Source organism: Streptomyces sp. NPDC047515 (assembly GCF_040643055.1).
Lineage (GTDB): Bacteria > Actinomycetota > Actinomycetes > Streptomycetales > Streptomycetaceae > Streptomyces.
Window position 1 is genome coordinate 1 of sequence record NZ_JBEYTM010000094.1, and the last position, 17,053, is coordinate 17,053.

The 17,053-nt window shown below is 70.2% G+C and carries 13 protein-coding genes and 2 pseudogenes; 8 read left to right on the forward strand and 7 right to left on the reverse strand.

Annotation, left to right across the window (positions count from 1 at the left end; all coding sequences use genetic code 11):
* Positions 1-125: 125 nt before the first annotated feature.
* Together ABZ826_RS36930 and ABZ826_RS36935 are read left to right on the forward strand one after the other, a co-directional pair.
* The gene (locus tag ABZ826_RS36930; protein ID WP_361458620.1) at positions 126-1,376 is read left to right on the forward strand and encodes a ricin-type beta-trefoil lectin domain protein; all 1,251 of its coding nucleotides are present in this window, start codon (positions 126-128) and stop codon (positions 1,374-1,376) included.
* A gap of 100 nt (positions 1,377-1,476) precedes the next feature.
* Positions 1,477-3,279 (forward strand): beta-galactosidase family protein, encoded by a 1,803-nt coding sequence (locus ABZ826_RS36935; protein ID WP_361458622.1) that lies wholly within the window; start codon positions 1,477-1,479, stop codon positions 3,277-3,279.
* A gap of 209 nt (positions 3,280-3,488) precedes the next feature.
* Here the strand turns inward: ABZ826_RS36935 and ABZ826_RS36940 are convergent.
* Positions 3,489-3,719 (reverse strand): annotated as a pseudogene (locus ABZ826_RS36940) (IS630 family transposase); the annotation flags it as partial.
* Between the two features lie 290 nt (positions 3,720-4,009).
* Here ABZ826_RS36940 and ABZ826_RS36945 point away from each other — a divergent pair.
* On the forward strand, positions 4,010-4,192 hold the full coding sequence (locus tag ABZ826_RS36945) for a hypothetical protein (RefSeq protein ID WP_361458624.1): 183 nt from the start codon (positions 4,010-4,012) through the stop codon (positions 4,190-4,192).
* Between the two features lie 366 nt (positions 4,193-4,558).
* Here ABZ826_RS36945 and ABZ826_RS36950 read toward each other — a convergent pair whose 3' ends face one another.
* On the reverse strand, positions 4,559-5,851 hold the full coding sequence (locus ABZ826_RS36950) for a hypothetical protein (protein ID WP_361458626.1): 1,293 nt from the start codon (positions 5,849-5,851) through the stop codon (positions 4,559-4,561).
* A gap of 74 nt (positions 5,852-5,925) precedes the next feature.
* Positions 5,926-9,312, reverse strand: coding sequence for a PQQ-binding-like beta-propeller repeat protein (locus tag ABZ826_RS36955; RefSeq protein ID WP_361458628.1), 3,387 nt, complete (start codon positions 9,310-9,312; stop codon positions 5,926-5,928).
* A gap of 285 nt (positions 9,313-9,597) precedes the next feature.
* Here ABZ826_RS36955 and ABZ826_RS36960 point away from each other — a divergent pair, with 285 nt between their 5' ends.
* Both ABZ826_RS36960 and ABZ826_RS36965 read left to right on the forward strand, forming a co-directional pair.
* The gene (locus ABZ826_RS36960) at positions 9,598-9,744 is read left to right on the forward strand and encodes a hypothetical protein (protein WP_361458630.1); all 147 of its coding nucleotides are present in this window, start codon (positions 9,598-9,600) and stop codon (positions 9,742-9,744) included.
* Between the two features lie 622 nt (positions 9,745-10,366).
* Complete coding sequence (locus ABZ826_RS36965; RefSeq protein WP_361458642.1) at positions 10,367-10,471, forward strand: PQQ-binding-like beta-propeller repeat protein; 105 nt, start codon at positions 10,367-10,369, stop codon at positions 10,469-10,471.
* Positions 10,472-11,031: 560 nt separating this feature from the next.
* Here ABZ826_RS36965 and ABZ826_RS36970 read toward each other — a convergent pair.
* From ABZ826_RS36970 to ABZ826_RS36985, 4 genes and pseudogenes are all read right to left on the reverse strand, one after another.
* The gene (locus ABZ826_RS36970; protein ID WP_361458632.1) at positions 11,032-11,643 is read right to left on the reverse strand and encodes an HAD family phosphatase; all 612 of its coding nucleotides are present in this window, start codon (positions 11,641-11,643) and stop codon (positions 11,032-11,034) included.
* Positions 11,644-11,805: 162 nt separating this feature from the next.
* A pseudogene (locus ABZ826_RS36975) lies at positions 11,806-12,600 on the reverse strand (ABC transporter permease subunit); the annotation flags it as partial.
* Positions 12,597-13,427 carry an ABC transporter permease subunit gene (locus tag ABZ826_RS36980; protein ID WP_361458644.1) on the reverse strand — a complete coding sequence of 277 codons (831 nt, stop codon included), beginning with the start codon at positions 13,425-13,427 and terminating at the stop codon, positions 12,597-12,599. The gene ABZ826_RS36980 and the pseudogene ABZ826_RS36975, both read right to left, overlap by 4 nt.
* Before the next feature lie 144 nt (positions 13,428-13,571).
* A complete protein-coding gene (locus tag ABZ826_RS36985; RefSeq protein WP_361458634.1) occupies positions 13,572-14,708 on the reverse strand; it encodes an extracellular solute-binding protein in 1,137 nt (378 codons plus the stop codon).
* 298 nt (positions 14,709-15,006) lie between these two features.
* On the opposite strand from ABZ826_RS36985, the gene ABZ826_RS36990 reads away from it, so the two are divergent.
* The 3 genes from ABZ826_RS36990 (at position 15,007) to ABZ826_RS37000 (ending at position 16,947) form a co-directional block, all read left to right on the forward strand.
* Positions 15,007-15,747 (forward strand): GntR family transcriptional regulator, encoded by a 741-nt coding sequence (locus ABZ826_RS36990; RefSeq protein WP_361458636.1) that lies wholly within the window; start codon positions 15,007-15,009, stop codon positions 15,745-15,747.
* Positions 15,748-15,894: 147 nt separating this feature from the next.
* Positions 15,895-16,218 (forward strand): transposase, encoded by a 324-nt coding sequence (locus ABZ826_RS36995; protein WP_361458638.1) that lies wholly within the window; start codon positions 15,895-15,897, stop codon positions 16,216-16,218.
* A gap of 474 nt (positions 16,219-16,692) precedes the next feature.
* A complete protein-coding gene (locus ABZ826_RS37000; RefSeq protein ID WP_361458640.1) occupies positions 16,693-16,947 on the forward strand; it encodes a hypothetical protein in 255 nt (84 codons plus the stop codon).
* The last annotated feature ends 106 nt before the right edge of the window (positions 16,948-17,053 follow it).

Sequence of the window (17,053 nt, forward strand, 5' to 3'; positions counted from 1 at the left end):
TGCGGTGGAGCCATGAATCCCACCGCAAGACCGCACGAGCCAACACCGTCGAGGACTACATCGCAGCGTAATCAACCGGCCACCCGACAGGCTCTAAGACGTACTCCGCCTCCGCGTACGTCTCGGTGACCGGCACCCGGAAGGCGACCCTCCGGGTCGACGGCAATGGCGCGGCCCCGGTCAGCGCCTGGATCGACAAGCCGCCCCCGGTCCAGACAGATGCGGACAACCGCTTCAGCGGCCAGCGCTTCCAGCGCCTGGAGGTGCTGTTCACCCAGCCTGCCGGTGCCACCACGGCCATCCTGCACCTGACGGCCGACGCCGACTTCGACAGCGGTGACACCGTGCTCTGGTCCGACGCACGCGCCATGGCCAACCCCGGCGCCACCCACCAGGCCGGCGGCCACTACTACACCGAGGACTTCGAGCACAACACCGGCGGCGGGTTCGGCCCCTTCCTGATCGGCAAGCCCGGCGAGCCCAGCGAGATCCTCTCGGAATTCCACAACGGCTACACCCGCGACACCATCAGCGGCACCTACTCGCTGGAAACCATCAACAACGGCTCCGGACTGCAGTTCCGCACCTGGCCCGGATCGATCAGGTTCGTCCCGGGCCACTCGTACCGCGTGCAGGTGGACTACCAAGCCGACATCGCCAACCAGTACCGATTCCAGGTCAACGCGGACAGCGCCGGCACGCCGATCACCGACACGCCGCTGGACGGGACCACGACCCAGGGCCTGACCAGCCCGCCCTCGCCCGGACCGGTGCCGTCATGGTGGGCCGGAGCCTGGACGGACAGCCTTCCGCCGCAGAGGTCGGCCCCGCACAGCCACATCGACACCTCCTTCACGGCCGGTGCCTGCGGCGACGTCTACCTGGCCCTCACCGCCGCCACCGACAACAACGGCGCCGCGACCCTGGACAACCTGGTCGTCGACGATCTCGGCACCAGAGCCACCGGCCTCCCGACCTGCCGGCCCAGCGCCTCCGGCCCGATCGTCGAGGCCGGCTCCGACCGCTGCATCGACATCCCGAACCGCGACAGCACCAACGACACCCGCGTCGCGCTGTGGGACTGCAACGGCGGCGCCAACCAGACCTGGTCCTTCCCCGAGGACGGCACGATCCGCTCGCTCGGCAAGTGCCTGGACGTCACCGGACACGGCACCGCCGAAGGGACCGGCGTCGCGCTGTGGGATTGCCACGGCGGCGCCAACCAGCAGTGGACCTACGACACCGCCACCAAGGCGTACAAGGGGGTGGAGTCCGGGAGCTGCCTGGACGCGGCCAACGGCGCCACCGCCAACGGAACCCTGCTGGAGATCCGGCGCTGCACCGGCGGCACCAGCCAGCAGTGGAGCCACCCGTGATGACCCGCTGACATCCCTGTGACCGAACGGCGCCGGGCACTGCCACCCCAGGCAGTGCCCGGCGCCGCATGCCAACGACGACGACCGAAAGCATCCACATATGAGCACGCGACCATCCCTGACCGTTGACGGCCACCGCTTCCTGCGCGGCGGCCGCGAGCACCGTGTGGTCTCCGCCGCCGTGCACTACTTCCGCATCCACCCCGGGCTCTGGCGCGACCGGCTGCAGCGCCTGCAGGCCATGGGCTGCAACACCATCGAGCTCTACATCGCCTGGAACTTCCACCAGCCCACCCCCGGCCCGGCCCGCTTCGACGGATGGCACGATGTCGCCGCCTTCATCCGCGAGGCCGACACGCTCGGGCTCGACGTCGTCGCCCGCCCCGGCCCCTACATCTGCGCCGAATGGGACCTCGGCGGACTCCCGGCCTGGCTGCTCGCCGACGAGTCGATGCGACTGCGCACCGCCGACCCCGCCTACCTGACCGCGGTAGACCAGTGGTTCGACCAGCTGATCCCGGTGCTCGCCGAACTCCAGGTCTCGCGCGGCGGCCCGATCGTCGCCGTCCAGGTCGAGAACGAGTACGGCAGCTACGGAAACGACTCGGCCTATCTGGAGCACCTCAAGGACGGCTTGCTCGCGCGGGGCATCGACTGCCTGTTGTTCACCTCCGACGGCCCGGAAGCGCGCATGCTCGCCGGCGGCACCCTCCCCGGTGTGCTGGCCACCGCCAACTTCGGCTCGCGCCCCGGCGAGGCCTTCGCCACCCTCGCCAAGTTCCAGCCGGACGCCCCGCTGGTCTGCATGGAGTTCTGGAACGGCTGGTTCGACCACTACGGCGACCCCCACCACGTCCGGGACACCACCGACGCCGCCGAGGCGCTCGACGGGATCCTCGCCGCCGGGGGATCGGTCAACATCTACATGGGCCACGGCGGTACCAACTTCGGCTGGTGGGCCGGCGCCAACCACACCGGCAAGACCCTCGCCGACCCCGGCTACATGCCCACGATCACCAGCTACGACTACGACGCGCCGATCGGCGAGGCCGGCGAACTGACCGAGAAGTTCCACGCCTTCCGCGAGGTCATCGGACGCTACGTGCCACTTCCGGACACCGAACTGCCCGCCCAGCCGCGGCGGGTCGACCCGCAGACCTTCCCCGCCACCCCCGTCACGGCCCTACGCGACAGCCTGGACCTTCTCTCCGTGGCGACGCGCCGCCCGGCCCCCGAATCGATCGAGAAGCTCGGCCACCACCACGGGCTCGTCCACTACCGGCACCGCATTACCGGACCCGGCGGTCCCGCCACGCTGACCGTCGACGGCATCCGGGATCTGGCGCAGGTCTTCCTCGACGGGCACCTGGTCGGCGTGCTCGAACGCGACGCCCCGTCTCCGACCATCGAACTGTCCGTCCCTGAGGGCGGCGCGGAACTGGAGGTCCTCGTCGAGCCCTTCGGCCGGGTCAACTACGGGCCCCACCTGGCCGACCGCAAGGGCCTGGTCGCAGGCGTGCGCCTGGACTACCAGCACCTGTTCGGCTGGGACATCCGCGTGCTCCCCCTCGACGACCTGGCGGCCCTGCCCACAACCCCTGCCGCCGGGACTGCCGAGGGCCCCGTCTTCCACCGCGCCGTCGTCGACCTGCCCGAGGTGGCCGAGGCATTCCTCGCCGTCCCGGGCAGCGACCGCACCCTGGTCTGGCTCAACGGTTTCCTTCTCGGCCGCCTGCGCACAGAGAAGGGCCCGCAGCGCACCCTCTACGCCCCGGCGCCCCTGTGGCGTGCGGGCGCCAACGAGATCCTGGTACTGGACCTTGCCGCAGCCGCCACACCACTCACCGTGGAACTGCGGGCACAGCCCGACCTCGGGCCGATTGCGGCAGCACCCCAGTACTGACCGAGAGCAACACCGACCCCCCTTGCCCGCCTCGAGCGGAGCATGCCTCCGGCCTGGCCGAGCGGCCCCGCGACCTTCGGCACGCCGGGATCTCGTTCCGGCTGCAGCAGTCCATGCAGGAGTGGGGCCGCTCCAGCCAGGGCGCGGCGCTTGCCGGGCCAGCCCGCATGGGGCGGGTCAGGCATCGCGCTCGGGGTCCGGCGACTCCTCCACGTGGTGCTGTGCTGGAAGGTGATGCCCCGGCACGGGAGCCGGCACCGTAACGCTTCGCGGCCGATGCGGTAACGGGTCCGTGGACGCGGCGCAGGTAGGCGGCGAGTTTACGAATCGACCAGCGGGTAAGGCCGGCCGAGCTTGGTGGGGCGGGGGGTGGCCGTCTGGATGACGAAGTCCTCGTCGGCATCGCTGAGCAGGCGGGGACGGCTCCCGCTGTTGGTCATCGTAGGCTGCGCTGCAGACCCGTCCTTTCGCCCGCCTGCTGCTTGAACCAGGCCCTGTCCCGACCATCACCATGTCCAGCATGGGAATTGGGTGCAGATCTAATGAGAGCCAACGCGGCAGCCATCGACACCACGAAGGTCAGCAGCCAGAGCATCACCGGCCGGCTCGCCACGGTCCGCCGCACTTTCGCCACCGCATAGGAGAACCGCCGCCGTGACCGTTGACATAGAACTCCGCCACCACACCACCCACCGATCAGGCTGCCCAGCTGCGTCCGCTCCTGCTGGAGGTGCACGCCGAGGTCTACGCCAAGGCGGCGCAGAGTAACCCGTTCTGTGCCGTCGACCGGTTCGCCGAGGGACTCGACAGCTGGTCGGCCCGACCGGGCTGGAGCTGCGTCATCGGCTACGACGACGGACAACCCGTCGGCTACGCATACGGTGCGCCGCTTCTCCCCGGCAGCCTCTGGTGACCTACATCGCCGCGGGCGTCGCCGACCGGCTTGCCCCGCGCGGCCGGGTCCTGGTGCTGCTGCCCACCCCTCGATCTACTCGCCCAGACCGCGGGCGTCTGCCGGGTGTGGGGACGTGGCGGCCGGGCGATCGCGGTGTGCGGCAAGGCCGAGGCACTGCGGCACGACCGCGAGCACGACCTGGACGGCGAGGTCACCACCGCCCCCGGCGTCATCGCGGCCCCCGCGCGGAGGAGACCGTCACCGTCTTCGCCGGCCTCGCACCACGGTGACTCATACCCGGCTCCGGAGGCCGGGAGCCCGTTGCGGGGCCAGGCAGGAGGTAATGGCGGGCAGGTCGGCGGGCGTCGCGACCCTTGTCCTGGATCACGATGCGAGGACGTGGCCGGCGGCGACGGCTGACGCCACGGTGCCGCCGATGACGACGGCCCAGGCTGCGACGATCGGGACGCGGGTGCTCCAGGTGCGCAGCGCGGGCGAGGTCGTGGCTCGGGCGAGGAACGCGTCGCGACCGCGTAGTACCGCAAGGCCGACGCCGGTCAGGATCAGCGCCATGCCGGCACCGAACGCCGCCACCATCGCGATTGCCGCACCGACCCGGCCGGTCAGCAGTCCGCTGAGGAGGACGAGGAACGCCGACGGGGAGGGGAGCAGGCCGCCGGATGTGCCGAGCAGCAGGATGCCGCGCCAGGTGAGCAGGGACTTGGACGTCGGGATGTGGTGACTGTGGCCGTGGTGGTGTTCGTGGTCATGCCCGTGGTGGTGACCATGGCTGTGACCGTGCTTGCGGTTGGTCAGGTGGCGTCGGAGCAGACCGATGCCCACGGCGACCACGACCAGGGCCGCGATCAGCTGCAGCCAGTTCGTGACCGCGGCGACGTCCGGTGCGTGCTGGGCGGCGAGCCAGAAGGCCACGGCGAGTACGGCGACCGATGCGGTGTGCATGAGGGCCACGATGGTGCCGAGCCACACTGCGTCCCGCGCCTTGCCCTGGCCGCCTACGAGGTACCCGGCCGCGAGCGACTTCCCGTGGCCGGGGGCGCAGGCATGGAAGGCGCCCACCGCTGCCGAGACGAGGAGGGCCAGTGGCAGGACGACACCGTGGTCCAGTAGTGCGGCAAGGTCTGTGGTCCATACGGTCGCCGGACCCGTGGATGCGGTGGCGGTGGAGTTGCCGGCTCCGCCGAGGGCGAGGGTACGGGTGGGGTCGCTCGCCGTGTGCAGGCCGCCGCCACCCTTCTGTGTCACGGAGATCGTGCGATAGGCCGGGTTGACGTCGGTCAGTGCGGTGATGGTCACAGCGACCGTGTCCACGGCGTGCGGGCAGGTGTAATGGATCAGGGCGCCCTTGCTCGCGAGCTGCGGGGTGTCCACGGCGCCCAGTCGGCACTCGCGCCCGTCCTGGCGCACGGTGATGTGCGAGCCGAGGTAGGTCGCGTCGTCCCCCTTGGCCGCCTGGTGCAGGGCGTCCAGGTCGTTCTGCTGGGCCGACCAGGTGATCTCGACGGTGCGGCCTTCGGCCCTGACCTGGGCGACCGGTGGTGCGCCGAAGGGGTGCGCCTCGGCCGTGCCTGTGGTGCCGAGCAACGTCAGTGCGGCGGTCAGGCCGATCAGGAGGAGACGGGCGGCGTGGGTGCGGAGGGTGCGGAGGATATGCACAGTGGTGGTCCCGTCGGGAGTGGAGCGCCGCGAGTTGCCTCCCCTGGCGGGGGAGGCAACTCGCGGACGGTTGATCAGTGCTCGCGCAGGTGGCGGGCGGCCAGTGCGTGGAGCGTGCCGTCGTCGGTGAGGGCGACGACGTAGTCACCGCTGACGGAGAGCGCCGAGGTCACGGCGGCGCCGAGGTTGTACTCGGACAGCAGCTTGCCGGTGGCGCGGTCCAGGACGACCAGGCGGCCGTCGCGGGTGCCCGCGTACACCAGGTCCTTGGTGACCAGGGCGTGCATCGCGGGCGAGTTGAGGTCCCCGCTGCACCCCACGGGGGTCCTGCCGGACTGGTAGCCGACCTTGGTCTCCCAGATCGGCTTTGACGGGTCGGCCGCGCTGGTGTCGTAGGCGCGGATGACGCCGTCGCGGCTGGCGATGTAGGCGGTGGTGCCCCAGATCGCGGGGCTGGTCAGCGGGGCGGGGCCGCTCTCGCCGCAGCCGCTGCCGCCGCCCAGCGGGGACTGCCACAGCACCGCACCGGTGGTGAGGTTGTGCCCGCGGACGCCGCTGTTCGTCATCGTCACCAGCTGCGGGTCCCCGTTGGCCGGGTCGGTCAGGGCCGGGGAGGAGTGGCTGGCGATGTCGCCGTTGGTGTCCTTCGCCCACAGCTGGCGGCAGCCGACGAGGTCCATGGCGACCACCGTGTTGCTGGAGCCGGTGTGCAGGTAGGCGATGTCGGAGCCGGGCTGGCGAACCGCCGTGCTGTGGAACTGGCCCCAGCTCGTTGCGCCGTTGAAGCCGCCCAGTAGGACGCCGGTCTTGGCGTCACGGCACTCGACCTTGCTCCAGTTCTGGTAGACGGCGACGGTGCGCGGCTCGGCGTTCAGGTCGAAGACGGTGACCGGACCACCGGCCCGGCCGTACCGGCGCACGGTGTTGCCGTGCTGTTCCTCGTCCTCGATCTTCTGCCAGACGGCGTGGCCGTTCTTTGCGTCGAGCGCGTAGACCCGGCCGACGGCGGTGGTCAGGTAGACCTTGCCGTCGTGGTAGGTCGGCGCCGACTCGGCGTCACCGTCCAGGTACGTGCGCCAGATCTCGCGGCCGGACTTGATGTCGTAGGCCAGCACCATGTGGTGCGGCGAGTCGAACGCCCTGGAGGAGACGATCACCTTGCCGCCCGCCACGACCGACCCGTTGAGGTTGAACTGCTCGCCGGTGTTGGCCGCCCACTGCAGGTCGAGCTCGGTACCCGGGGCGTCGGCGCTGGCGGAGCGACCCGCCTCGTCGCGACCCTGACGCAGCCAGTCCTGGCCGGTCTTCGGCGCGGCGATCTTGCCTTCGGGCACCACCGTGAAGGTGTTGGTGACGGTGGGCCACGCTTTGCCGCGAGTGTCGACCGCGGTCATCTCGGCCGTGTAGGTGTCCGGCCGCATACCGGGGAGGCTGCTGCTGATCCGGGTCCAGGAGGTGCGGGCCTCCGGGCAGGGCTCCGGGGTGCCGCCGGGGGCGGTGTAGCAGTTCTCGATGCCGGTCTTGCGGACCTTGGTGCCGAACTCCATCCGCTTCTCGTGCCAGGCGATGTGGCCGCGCGAGTCGCGGATGGTCAGCGAGGCCGTGGCCGGGGTGCGCCCGGCGTCCTCGGTGTACAGCTCGATCGGGATTCCGGCGCTGTTGCCGTGCACACTGCCCTGGGCGGGGCTGACCAGCGCGACCGCGTTGCGGACGTCGAACTGGCGGTGGGTGCCCATCACATAGCCGGTGTCCTCGTTGCGCTTCGTGCTCGGGTCATCGTAGATGCCCTTGAAGTCGAGGATCTTGAAGTCCGCGCGGGCACCGTCGATGCCGTACTCGCCCTGGTTGTTGATCTCAACCGAGCGGTTGAAGGCACCACGGCGGTACTCGGCCTGCTGGTTGTGGCCCGCGGCGAAGAGCCGTACGTCGTACTTGGACAGCTCGTCGACGGTCGGCTGCATGCCGGCCCCCGGACCCCACTGAGTGAACAGCGAGCGGTGTGCGAAGACCAGCACCTGCTTGCCGACCGCGTGGCGCTGGAGGTCCTCGCGCAGCCAGTCCAGCTGCGGCTTCAGGCCGCTGGAGTCGTAGTTGTCCTCAAGGACGACGATGTGACGGCCGTTGCGGTCGAAGCTGTACCACTCGGGGCCGAGGTTGCGGCGGTAGTACTCCAGGCTGCCCGCATAGCCCTCGGAGGTGGCGGTGCCGCCGATGTCGTGGTTGCCGACCACGGGGTAGAAGGGCATGCCGAGCTTGCCGTCGGTCAGGCCCTTGCGCAGGATGTCGTAGCCGCGCTGACGCCGCGGCTCGTCCGCGTAGTCGGTCACGGTGTTGTCACCGGTCGTGATCGCCATGGTGGCGCCGTCGACCTCGGACATCGCCTCGACCTGCTGGGGCCACCACTTCGACGAGCTCTGGTAGGCGCTGTCCGTGGTGTTGCTGACCTCGATGTCGGAGTTCATCACCCACTTTTCGGTGGGCTTGGCGGCGTTCTTGTCCTTGACGAGGGCGAAGTCGATGCCGGAGCCGCCCTCCTCCGGGACCTTGTGGAAGAACTGCGGGATGTAGTCCTCACGCAGTGCGGGGGTGTAGCCGTTCGGGGAGACGATGCTGATGTGGTCGGTCTCCCGGCGGGTCGGGTCGATGTCCAGGCTGTACGAGCCGTCGGGGCCGGTCGTCGTCCAGACGGCGCCGTCGGTGACGTCGACCCCGGGCATCGGAGCCTCGCCGGCGTCGCGCTTGCCGTTGCCGTTGGTGTCCTTGAAGACCGTGCCCGTGACGGTGACCGTGTTGGCGGTCGCCGCTGCCTCCTCGAGGAGCGGCGCCGCCGCGGCCACCTGAGGAGCCAGGCAGGACAGCGCCATCGCGCCGACGGTGGCCAGCTTGACCCGCTTGCGGTTGGCGCCGACCTTGGCGGCCAGCTGGGCGAGCTGGAGCCGCCCGGTGCGGATCTGCCACACCGCGAGCAGCAGCGCGGCGGCCAGCGCGATGCCGAGCGCCACCACTGCCCACGGGAAGGTGGGGAGCGCGTGGGCGCCCGATGCGTCGACGACGGGGGTCTGAGCGTTGGCGTTGGACGTGGTGCCGTCGAACTCGGCGACGACCTGGGTCAGCCCACCCTGCTTCAGCATGGCGCTCAGGTCGAGCTTGTCGACGTGGCAGTTCCACGCGAGTTCGACCACGACGCCGCCGGGGACGCCGCCGGAGTCTCCGGCGACGCCGGAGCCGGTGGCGGGGCAGCTCGACGTGCTCAGCAGGCGCGAGGCCCAGGCGCCCGCGTTCTGCGGTGACACCACGTCACGGTGGACGATCAGCCGCCCGCTGGTGACGTCGTTCTTGGTGAAGATGACGATTTCGCCGTGCTGCGGCGACACATGCGCTGCGGCGGGCTGCACACAGAAGCCCAGGATGGAATAGAGCAGCGCAAGGCCAAACCCTGCTGCTCTGCGTATGAATCTCATGGGCCAGGAGGCTAGCTTGACTGGACAAGTTTCGAATCCCAGAGAGGGCGATCTTCATCGAACGGTCCCGAGGAATTCATGCGAGGACACGTGAGGTCTCGACCTCACCCCGCAGTCCGGCCCGCAAGCCGCACGAGCAGACCGATGAACACCGTTCGGCCCTCCACTGCCAGATCGGTCGGACGCCTGTGGAATCGCCCGTGCGCGGCATCCACTACGAGATGCCGGCGGACCCGGACGCCCTCCACCGGATGTACGCCCCCGCAACTGCGGTACGCCGCCACCGTGCTGGCCGACATGAAGGCCGCCGAGACCGGCCGTCGTGCGCCACCTCTGCCCCATTTCGCCCTGAACTGGGCCGTGTTCCTCTTCCAGGAAGGCGGCCCGGAGGCGTACGCCTGGAGAGCGCTGAAGATGCGCGTCGAAGGATGAACTCCAAGCGAGAAAAACAGGCCCTCGGCCTGGCCCACTTCGAGGGACGCACCTTTAATGGCTGGCACCTGCGGGCACTCCTCGCCATCTGGGCCGGCGCCTGCCCCACCTTCCGAAGGACACCGTGCCGCCCAGTAGATGGCCGCTTTGAAGTGTCGCGGAGTGCGTAGGCCGGTGCCGATGACAGCCTCGACCAAGTCGGTGAAGAGCGGGTCGAGGGTGCGGCAGCAGCGCAGGCAGGTCAGTCCCGGAATCGTGTGTACGAGCTGGACAGGTTCGCATGTGCTGACTCTGCCCCCCCGCTGCGCTCAGCTCGAAAAGCCGTCATATGGAGACACGTAAACATCGTGTGTGGTATGCCGCTGCAACACCTACCAGACACCTGCCACGGATCTCTTGCGGTTAGCAGCGTTGTCCGGACAACTCTCCCTCTCCTGGCCCGAGATGCCACCACCGGCAAGGAGCTGTGGCGCTACCAGAGCACCGGAGTCTCGCTCTGGGACTTCCAGAGTGGCAGGGCCTTCGTCTGCTCGCCGACCATCAGCGGCAATACGCTGTGGATCCGCGGAACTGACGGCCATCTGTACGGCTGGACAAGACCACCGGCGCCAAGCTCCAGAACCTGGACCTCGGCGCTCCCATCCTGTCGACCCCGACCGTCACCCGTAACACGCTGCTGATCGGTGCATGGGACGGCAACCTCTACGCCTTCACTGCCCGCGACTGACGCTCCCGCCGCACCGAACCCGAGCCGACTGCGGCCCCGGCACACCGTCGGGGCCGCAGTCGGCTGTTTGCTTCCGCAGCCCGCAGCCCGCAGCCCGCAGCCCGCAGCCCGCAGCCCGCAGCCCGCAGCCCGCAGCCCGCAGCCCGTCTCGGCCGAGGCCGCCCAACCGGCTCCCGGAAGAGTGCGGCGGCGGACGCTGCGCGGGCGGCCCGCAGTTCGCCGAGCCCGGAGACAGCGGTCCGCACCAGCGTCGGCGCGACCCGCGGGCGACGGCCGAGGGGTGAGGCGACGCTGGGAGCAGGCCCGCAGGGGAGCGCAGATCCCTTCGCGACGCGGCGCCGAGTCGATTCCCGGGCGGTCGGTGCGCAGCAATACGGATCGGGTCCTGGGGGCCCGCGGGGGGCCGGCCCCCGGGGGGGGGTGGGGGGGGGGGTGGGTGCCCCGCCGCGGGGGGGGGCGCCGCGCGCGCGGGGGCCGGGGGGGCGCGGCCCCCCCTTGCGGGGGGGGGCGCGGCGCGCGGCGCCCCCCCCCCCACCCGGGTCAGTCATGGGGGTGATGTGTCAGGCGGTCCAGGGTGGCGGTCCGTCGGCCCGGGCCGCCAAGTCCTGGAGCAGCGCCAGGTCGGCGTGGTCAAGGCCGGCGATGATGCGCCGCCCGGGCCCCACCGGTACGGGGATCAGCGACGGCACCACGAGGACCGGGCAACCGGCCGCCTCCGCGGAGGCGGCCCCGACCGCGGTGTCCTCGACGGCGACCGTGACGCCGAAGCGGTGTCGTCCGATGGCCGCCAGCACGGTGTCCACCACGGCGCGCGGGGAGGCGGACACCAGCGCGATGGGAATGCCCGCCTCGCGGAGCGCGTCCAGCAGCACCAGGGCGCCGGGGCGCGGCACCACCTGCGCCGCGACCCGGTCCGCGAACTCCCTCCGTAGCTCGCCGGCGAGGTGGGCCGCGGGTACCCGCCCGCTGGTGGTGCGGTGCAGGTGGCCCGCGGTGTGCTCCATGGATCGGCCGAGTACGTGAGGTGTATCGGCCTCTCCGAGGGCGTGTCCGAGGCTGCAGGCGACCGACTCTACGGCGTCCCACCAGACACACTCGGTGTCCACCAGGGTGCCGTCCATGTCGAAGAGGACGGCCTGCAGCCGGACTGACTCGGCGGTGTGTGAGGGCAAGGTCTGCTCTTCCGGTCAAAAGTGATGTAGCGTCAGCGAATGATCTGTGAGGTGCGGCGGGAGTCCACCAGCACCGGTCGGTCGGGGAGGGCCACGGAGACCGACGCACCCGCGCCGAGCGCGGCTGCGCCGGTCGGAGACGACCCCCTTCCGGGGAGTACGAGCGGTGCGGCGGCGCCCTCCGGCCGGCACGAGCAGCAGCAGCCAGATGAGCAGCAGGCTGAGCACCGATACGGCCACCGACAGCTGGGCGTCGGCGCCTGCGATCCCGGCGATCCACACCGCGAAGGGCTGGAAGCCGAGCAGCTGCGCGACGGTGAACTCGCCGAGCACCAGGGCGAAAGTGAGGAAGGACGCGGCCAGCAGCGGCGCCCGCAGGTTGGGCAGCACCACCCGCAGCACCGCCTGCGGCCATCCGGCGCCGCAGTTCCGGGCGGCCTCCACCAGGGTGCGTACGTCGATCGTGCTCAGCCCGGCATCGAGCGCCCGGTGCACGAACGGCAGCGCCATCACCGTGTACGCGAGCACCAGCACCCCGGGGAAGGCCGGGTTCTGGATGGCGACGAAGGTCGCGAAGAACGGGGTGTGTGCCAGATAGTCGGGCGCCCACTTGAGGACGGTGCTGATCCCGGCTGTCAGCGCCACCGCAGGCACCACCAGCGGCAGTGAGCACACCACCTCGACCACCGGGCGCAGCCGCGGCACTCCCAGCCGTACCGCGAGCAGTGCGGGCACCACCAGGAGCAGCACCAGGGCGATGGTGGCGGCGGCCAGTTCGAGGGAGAGCAGCAGGCCGTCGCCGAAACCGTCGGCGCCGACGATGCGGGTGTACGCGCCCAGGGTGAGGCCCTGGCCGGGGACGTCCACGGTGAAGACCGCGGAGGCGGCCAGCGGCCCCAGGAAGTACAGCGCCGCGCCGGCGAGGACCAGGCCCCGCCAGACGCGCAGGCGGGTCAGTCGAGCCATCGGGCGCTCCGTCGCTGCAGGGGTCGGTACACCACCATGACCAGACCGGCCACCAGGACCATGTCCAGGCTGAGCGCGAGCGCCGTATTGGCCTGACCGACCAGGACGTTGCCGGAGAGGGCGTCGGCGATCTGCAGGGTGACCAGGGGCACCGAGCTGCCGACCATGGCTGCGGCGGTCGCGTATGCGGCGAAGGCGGTGCCGAAGAGCAGCACCAGGCCGCCGAGCAGCGACGGTGCCAGCACGGGCAGTGCGACGTAACGCCAGTACTGCCAGGCGGTGGCGCCGTTGTTCTGCGCTGCCTCCCGCCACTGGACGCGCAGGCCGTCGAGCGCGGCACGGTATGTGATGACCAGGCCCCAGAAGCTGTACAGGCTCCAACCGTTTTCGGTCAGGTGCAGGTGCTGTGTGATCACGCCGGCGTTGCCCAGGGTGGCGACGAAGGCGAAGGCGAGCGGCACGCCGCCGAAGTCGGCCAGCACCCCGGAGGCGGCGAGCACCGCCTCGCGCAGCGCCCGGAACCGGGCTGTGACCACGGCCTGCGCGAGCAGCAGCCCGAGCACCGCGCCTGCACCTGCGGAGACGGCGGCAAGTTTGACGCTGCCGGCCAGCGCGGTCAGGTACGCGCCCTGCAGTGAGGCGCTGAGGTTGGCGGTGGTGTAGTGCGAGGCGCCCGTCGTCGGGTCCTTCGCGGTGAACGCACCGTTCAGCATGGCCAGCGCAGGGATGCCGAAGCACAGCGCAGTGAAGACAAGCAGTGGTACGGCCGCGAGTGCGGCCGCCGAGCGACGGCGCGGTTGCGGGGCCGGGCGGGACAGCCGGGTTCCGGGCCGGGGCCCGGGCGGAGCCGGTTCCGGGCCCCGTACCGCGGCGTTCGGCCCCCCCGCCGACGGGCACGACGGCGGGGGAAACGGTGACGGAGGAGTCGGCCATGGGCTGGCTCACCCGGCCACGGCCTTGCCTCAGCCCTGGGCCACGGCCTGCTTGGCCTTGTCCAGCTGGGCTTCGGTCGGGAAGGAGGGGGTGCCGTCGACCCGGGGCAGATTGGCGGCAGCCGCGCTGTTGACCGTGCCACTCCGAGTCATCGAGGGCATGAGCGCCGGGCGGGCGGAGCCCTTCAGGAAGAGGTTCTGGCCCTCGGCGCTGTAGAGGTACTCCTCCCACAGCCGGGCGGCCGCCGGGTGCGGGGCGTCCTTGTTGATGGCCTGCGAGTAGTACTGGGCGTACTGGCCGTCGGTGGGGATGACCACCTTCCAGTCCACGCCCTTGCCGCGGAACTCGTCGGCGTAACCGGCGTTGAGGTAGTCCCAGTCGATGCTGATCGGGGTCTCGCCCTTCTCGACCGTGGCCGGGGCGGACTCCACCGGGTTGTGGTTGCCGGCCTTCTTGAGCTTCGCGAAGAAGTTCAGGCCGGGCTGGATGTCATCGAAGGAGCCCTTGTTCGCCAGGGCTGCGGCAAAGACGCCGCCGAAGGCGGAGCCGGACTTGGTGGGATTGCCGTTCATGGCGACCTGGCCCTTGTACTGCGGCTTCAGCAGGTCAGCGAAGGACCGGAGGCACTCCTTGACACGTTTGGCGTCGCAGCCGATCGAGACATAGCCGCCGTAGTCGTTGTACCAGCGGGCCTGGGTGTCGCGCTGCGTGGCCGGGATGTCGTCGAAGGCCGCGACCCTGTACGGGGCGAGCAGCCCCTGCTGAGCTGCGCTGAGCGCGAACGACTGGCCCAGGTCCACCACGTCCGGGGCGCGGTCCTGGCCCTTGCGCGGGGTGATGGCGTTGATCTCGTCCTGGCTGGCGCCGTCCGGGTTCTCGTCGTTGACCTTGATGCCGTCCTTCTTGGTGAATCCGTCGATCACGGCGCCGTAGTTGGCCCAGTCGCGGGGCAGGGCGATCGCGTTGAGCACGCCTTCCCTCTTGGCAGCCGCGACCAGCGCGTCCATACCACCGAGGTCCTGCGCCGAGGTGGCGGTGACGGCGTGCGGGCCGCCCGTGCGGCCGGTCGCGGCGGAGTCGGGTGCCGAGCCGCAGGCGCTGAGCGCGAGCGTGGCTGCGGTCAGCACGACGGCAAAGCCGGCCGTTCGCGCAGAGAACAGGTTCACAAGATCGCCTGAGGGTGCATGAGCTGCCCGGACAAAAGGGATCGGGTACCGCCCAAACCCAGACAACTTGTCCAAACAAGATGTCCCCAGTACGTCGGAGCGCGATGACCTTTCGGTGAACGGAGAACAGATGCTCGCTCTCGGTTTGAAGGCTCCTTGGGACGACGCGAGCCGCGTGGGGGTGCGGTCTCCGCTGTGTGCAGGACGAGCGTGCCCGGTGCGGCGGGATCACCTACCCTGTGTGCACAAGCCGGTGGCGCGCAGAGCAGAGCCGGTATCGCGGATGAGAGGGCTAGGTGTGGCGGCACGGCACGAGGAGATCGCCGGCGAACTGAGGGTTGCGATCGACCGCGGCGATTACCCGGTGGGGGGCCGGCTCCCGACCGAGGGCGAACTCGCCGAGCGGTACCAGGTATCCCGCGGCACCGTCCGCCAAGCGCTCGCGGCTCTGGTGGCTGAGGGACTGGTCGGCTCACGACAGGGCACCCGACGGGTGGTGCTCGGCGCCCGCCGCAGCCAGAGCTTCACCGAACTGCGCAGCTTCGCCCAGTGGGCGCGGGCAGCCGGACACAAGGCCACCGGCAGCGTCGTGGAGACCGCCCGACGCCCGGCCTCCACCGAGGACGCGCTGCGCCTCCAACTCTCTGCGGGCGCAGAGGTGTTGTACGTCCTGCGAGTGCGTGGCCTGGACGGACAGCCGGCCCTGCTGGAGCGCACCGTCTACGCCGGCTGGATCGCGGACGCGGTCGAGCGCATCGAGCCCGACTGCGAGTCGGTCACCCAGCGGCTGCTCGACGAGGTGGGCGTGGTCTTCGCGCACGGCGAGCACGTCATCGACACACTTGCGGCGGGCACCCGCGACGCGGAACTGCTCGGCGTGCGCCGCGGCACCCCGCTGCTGCGGGTCCGCCGGGTGACCACCGCCCACGCCGGCCGCCCCGTGGAGTGGTCCGACGACCGCTACCGGCCGGGAACGGTCACCTTCCGCATCCACAACTCCATCGGTGCCAACCCGCTCGTCCGCCAGCCCGGCGAATGACCGCAGCGTGGCCCTTCAGGGGCGGATGGGCGTTCGCCCGCCGGCGTCCGGGGCGACTTTGGGACCCGCCCGCGGTTGAAAGTTCCCCCTCTGAGCTGGACAGCCTGATACTGGGACGGATGGGTCCCGGAGGGAGCAGTCCAGGTAGTGAGTAAGAAGAGCAACACGAGTAAGCGATACACGGCCGAGTTCAAGCGGGGCGCGGTGGAGCTGGTCCGGTCCTCCGGGTGGACGGTGGCCGAGGTGGCCCGGGAGCTCGGGGTCAGTTCCGAGGGCCTGCGCGGCTGGGTGAAGCAGGCGAAGATCGACCGGGGCGAGGGGCCGATGGAGGCGCTGACATCGGTGGAGCGGGAAGAGCTGGTCCGGCTGCGCCGGAAGGTCCGCGAGCAGGAGCAGACGATCGAAGTGCTGGGAAAAGCGACCGCCTTCGTGTGTCCTGAACGTAAAGGGGCTGCCGGTGTAGGTCGGTAGCAACTGGATGGTGCTGCACAGATGATGAGGGTTTTGGCCCCTCGGAGTCGCCCCCGCGGAGGGAGACTCCAAACCGCCTCCTGCTGCGTTGGCTGAAGACCGTCGTGGTGAGCGTCGGAGGAAAAAGGCGTCCTTGGAAGGGCGTCAGGTGGGGATCGGGAAGGCGAGCGCGAGCGAACCACTGCTGATGCGTCGAAATGCTTGGACGACATCGAAACCGGGGCTTGAAGGCTCCCCGGGATGAGTCTGGCGGGTGTCCGCTTCCTGGCCAGGTGGTGTCCGGCGTGAAGGTGGCGCGAGCCCGGTCTGCGGGATCTGTGCGGAACAGGAGAAGGCGTACGTCCATGCCGGGCGTGCGCCGGCGGACCGGCTCGTAGTAACGGTGAAGTCCCTGTAATGGGGGTGGAGCGAAGGGGCCGGGTCGTTCGTGGCTTGTTCATTCGATCAACCGGAAGTGCTCCGGGAGGAATTGGCGTGGATGAGTTGAAAGCACCGGTCAAGCCGTTCGGTATACCGAAGCTGCTGGTGATGGAGGCTTGGGAGAAGGTCAGGGCGAACAAGGGTGCGCCGGGCGTGGACGCGGTGGCCATTGAGGAGTTCGAGGAGGATCTGCGGGGAAACCTGTACAAGGTCTGGAACCGGATGGTGCGCCGTGAGGCGCTTCGTTGTATCCCCGGCGCAGCCGGGAGGAACTCGGAGGAAAGTTTCTGGGTCACCCAGCCTACCTGAGGGCGAAAGCCTTAGGGGAAAGCAGCATGCTGGGAAAGCGGTGACCGTCCGGAGGCGTTCAGGGCGAGGTGCCGCAAGGCCCGCACAATATGGTCAAGGCTGGATT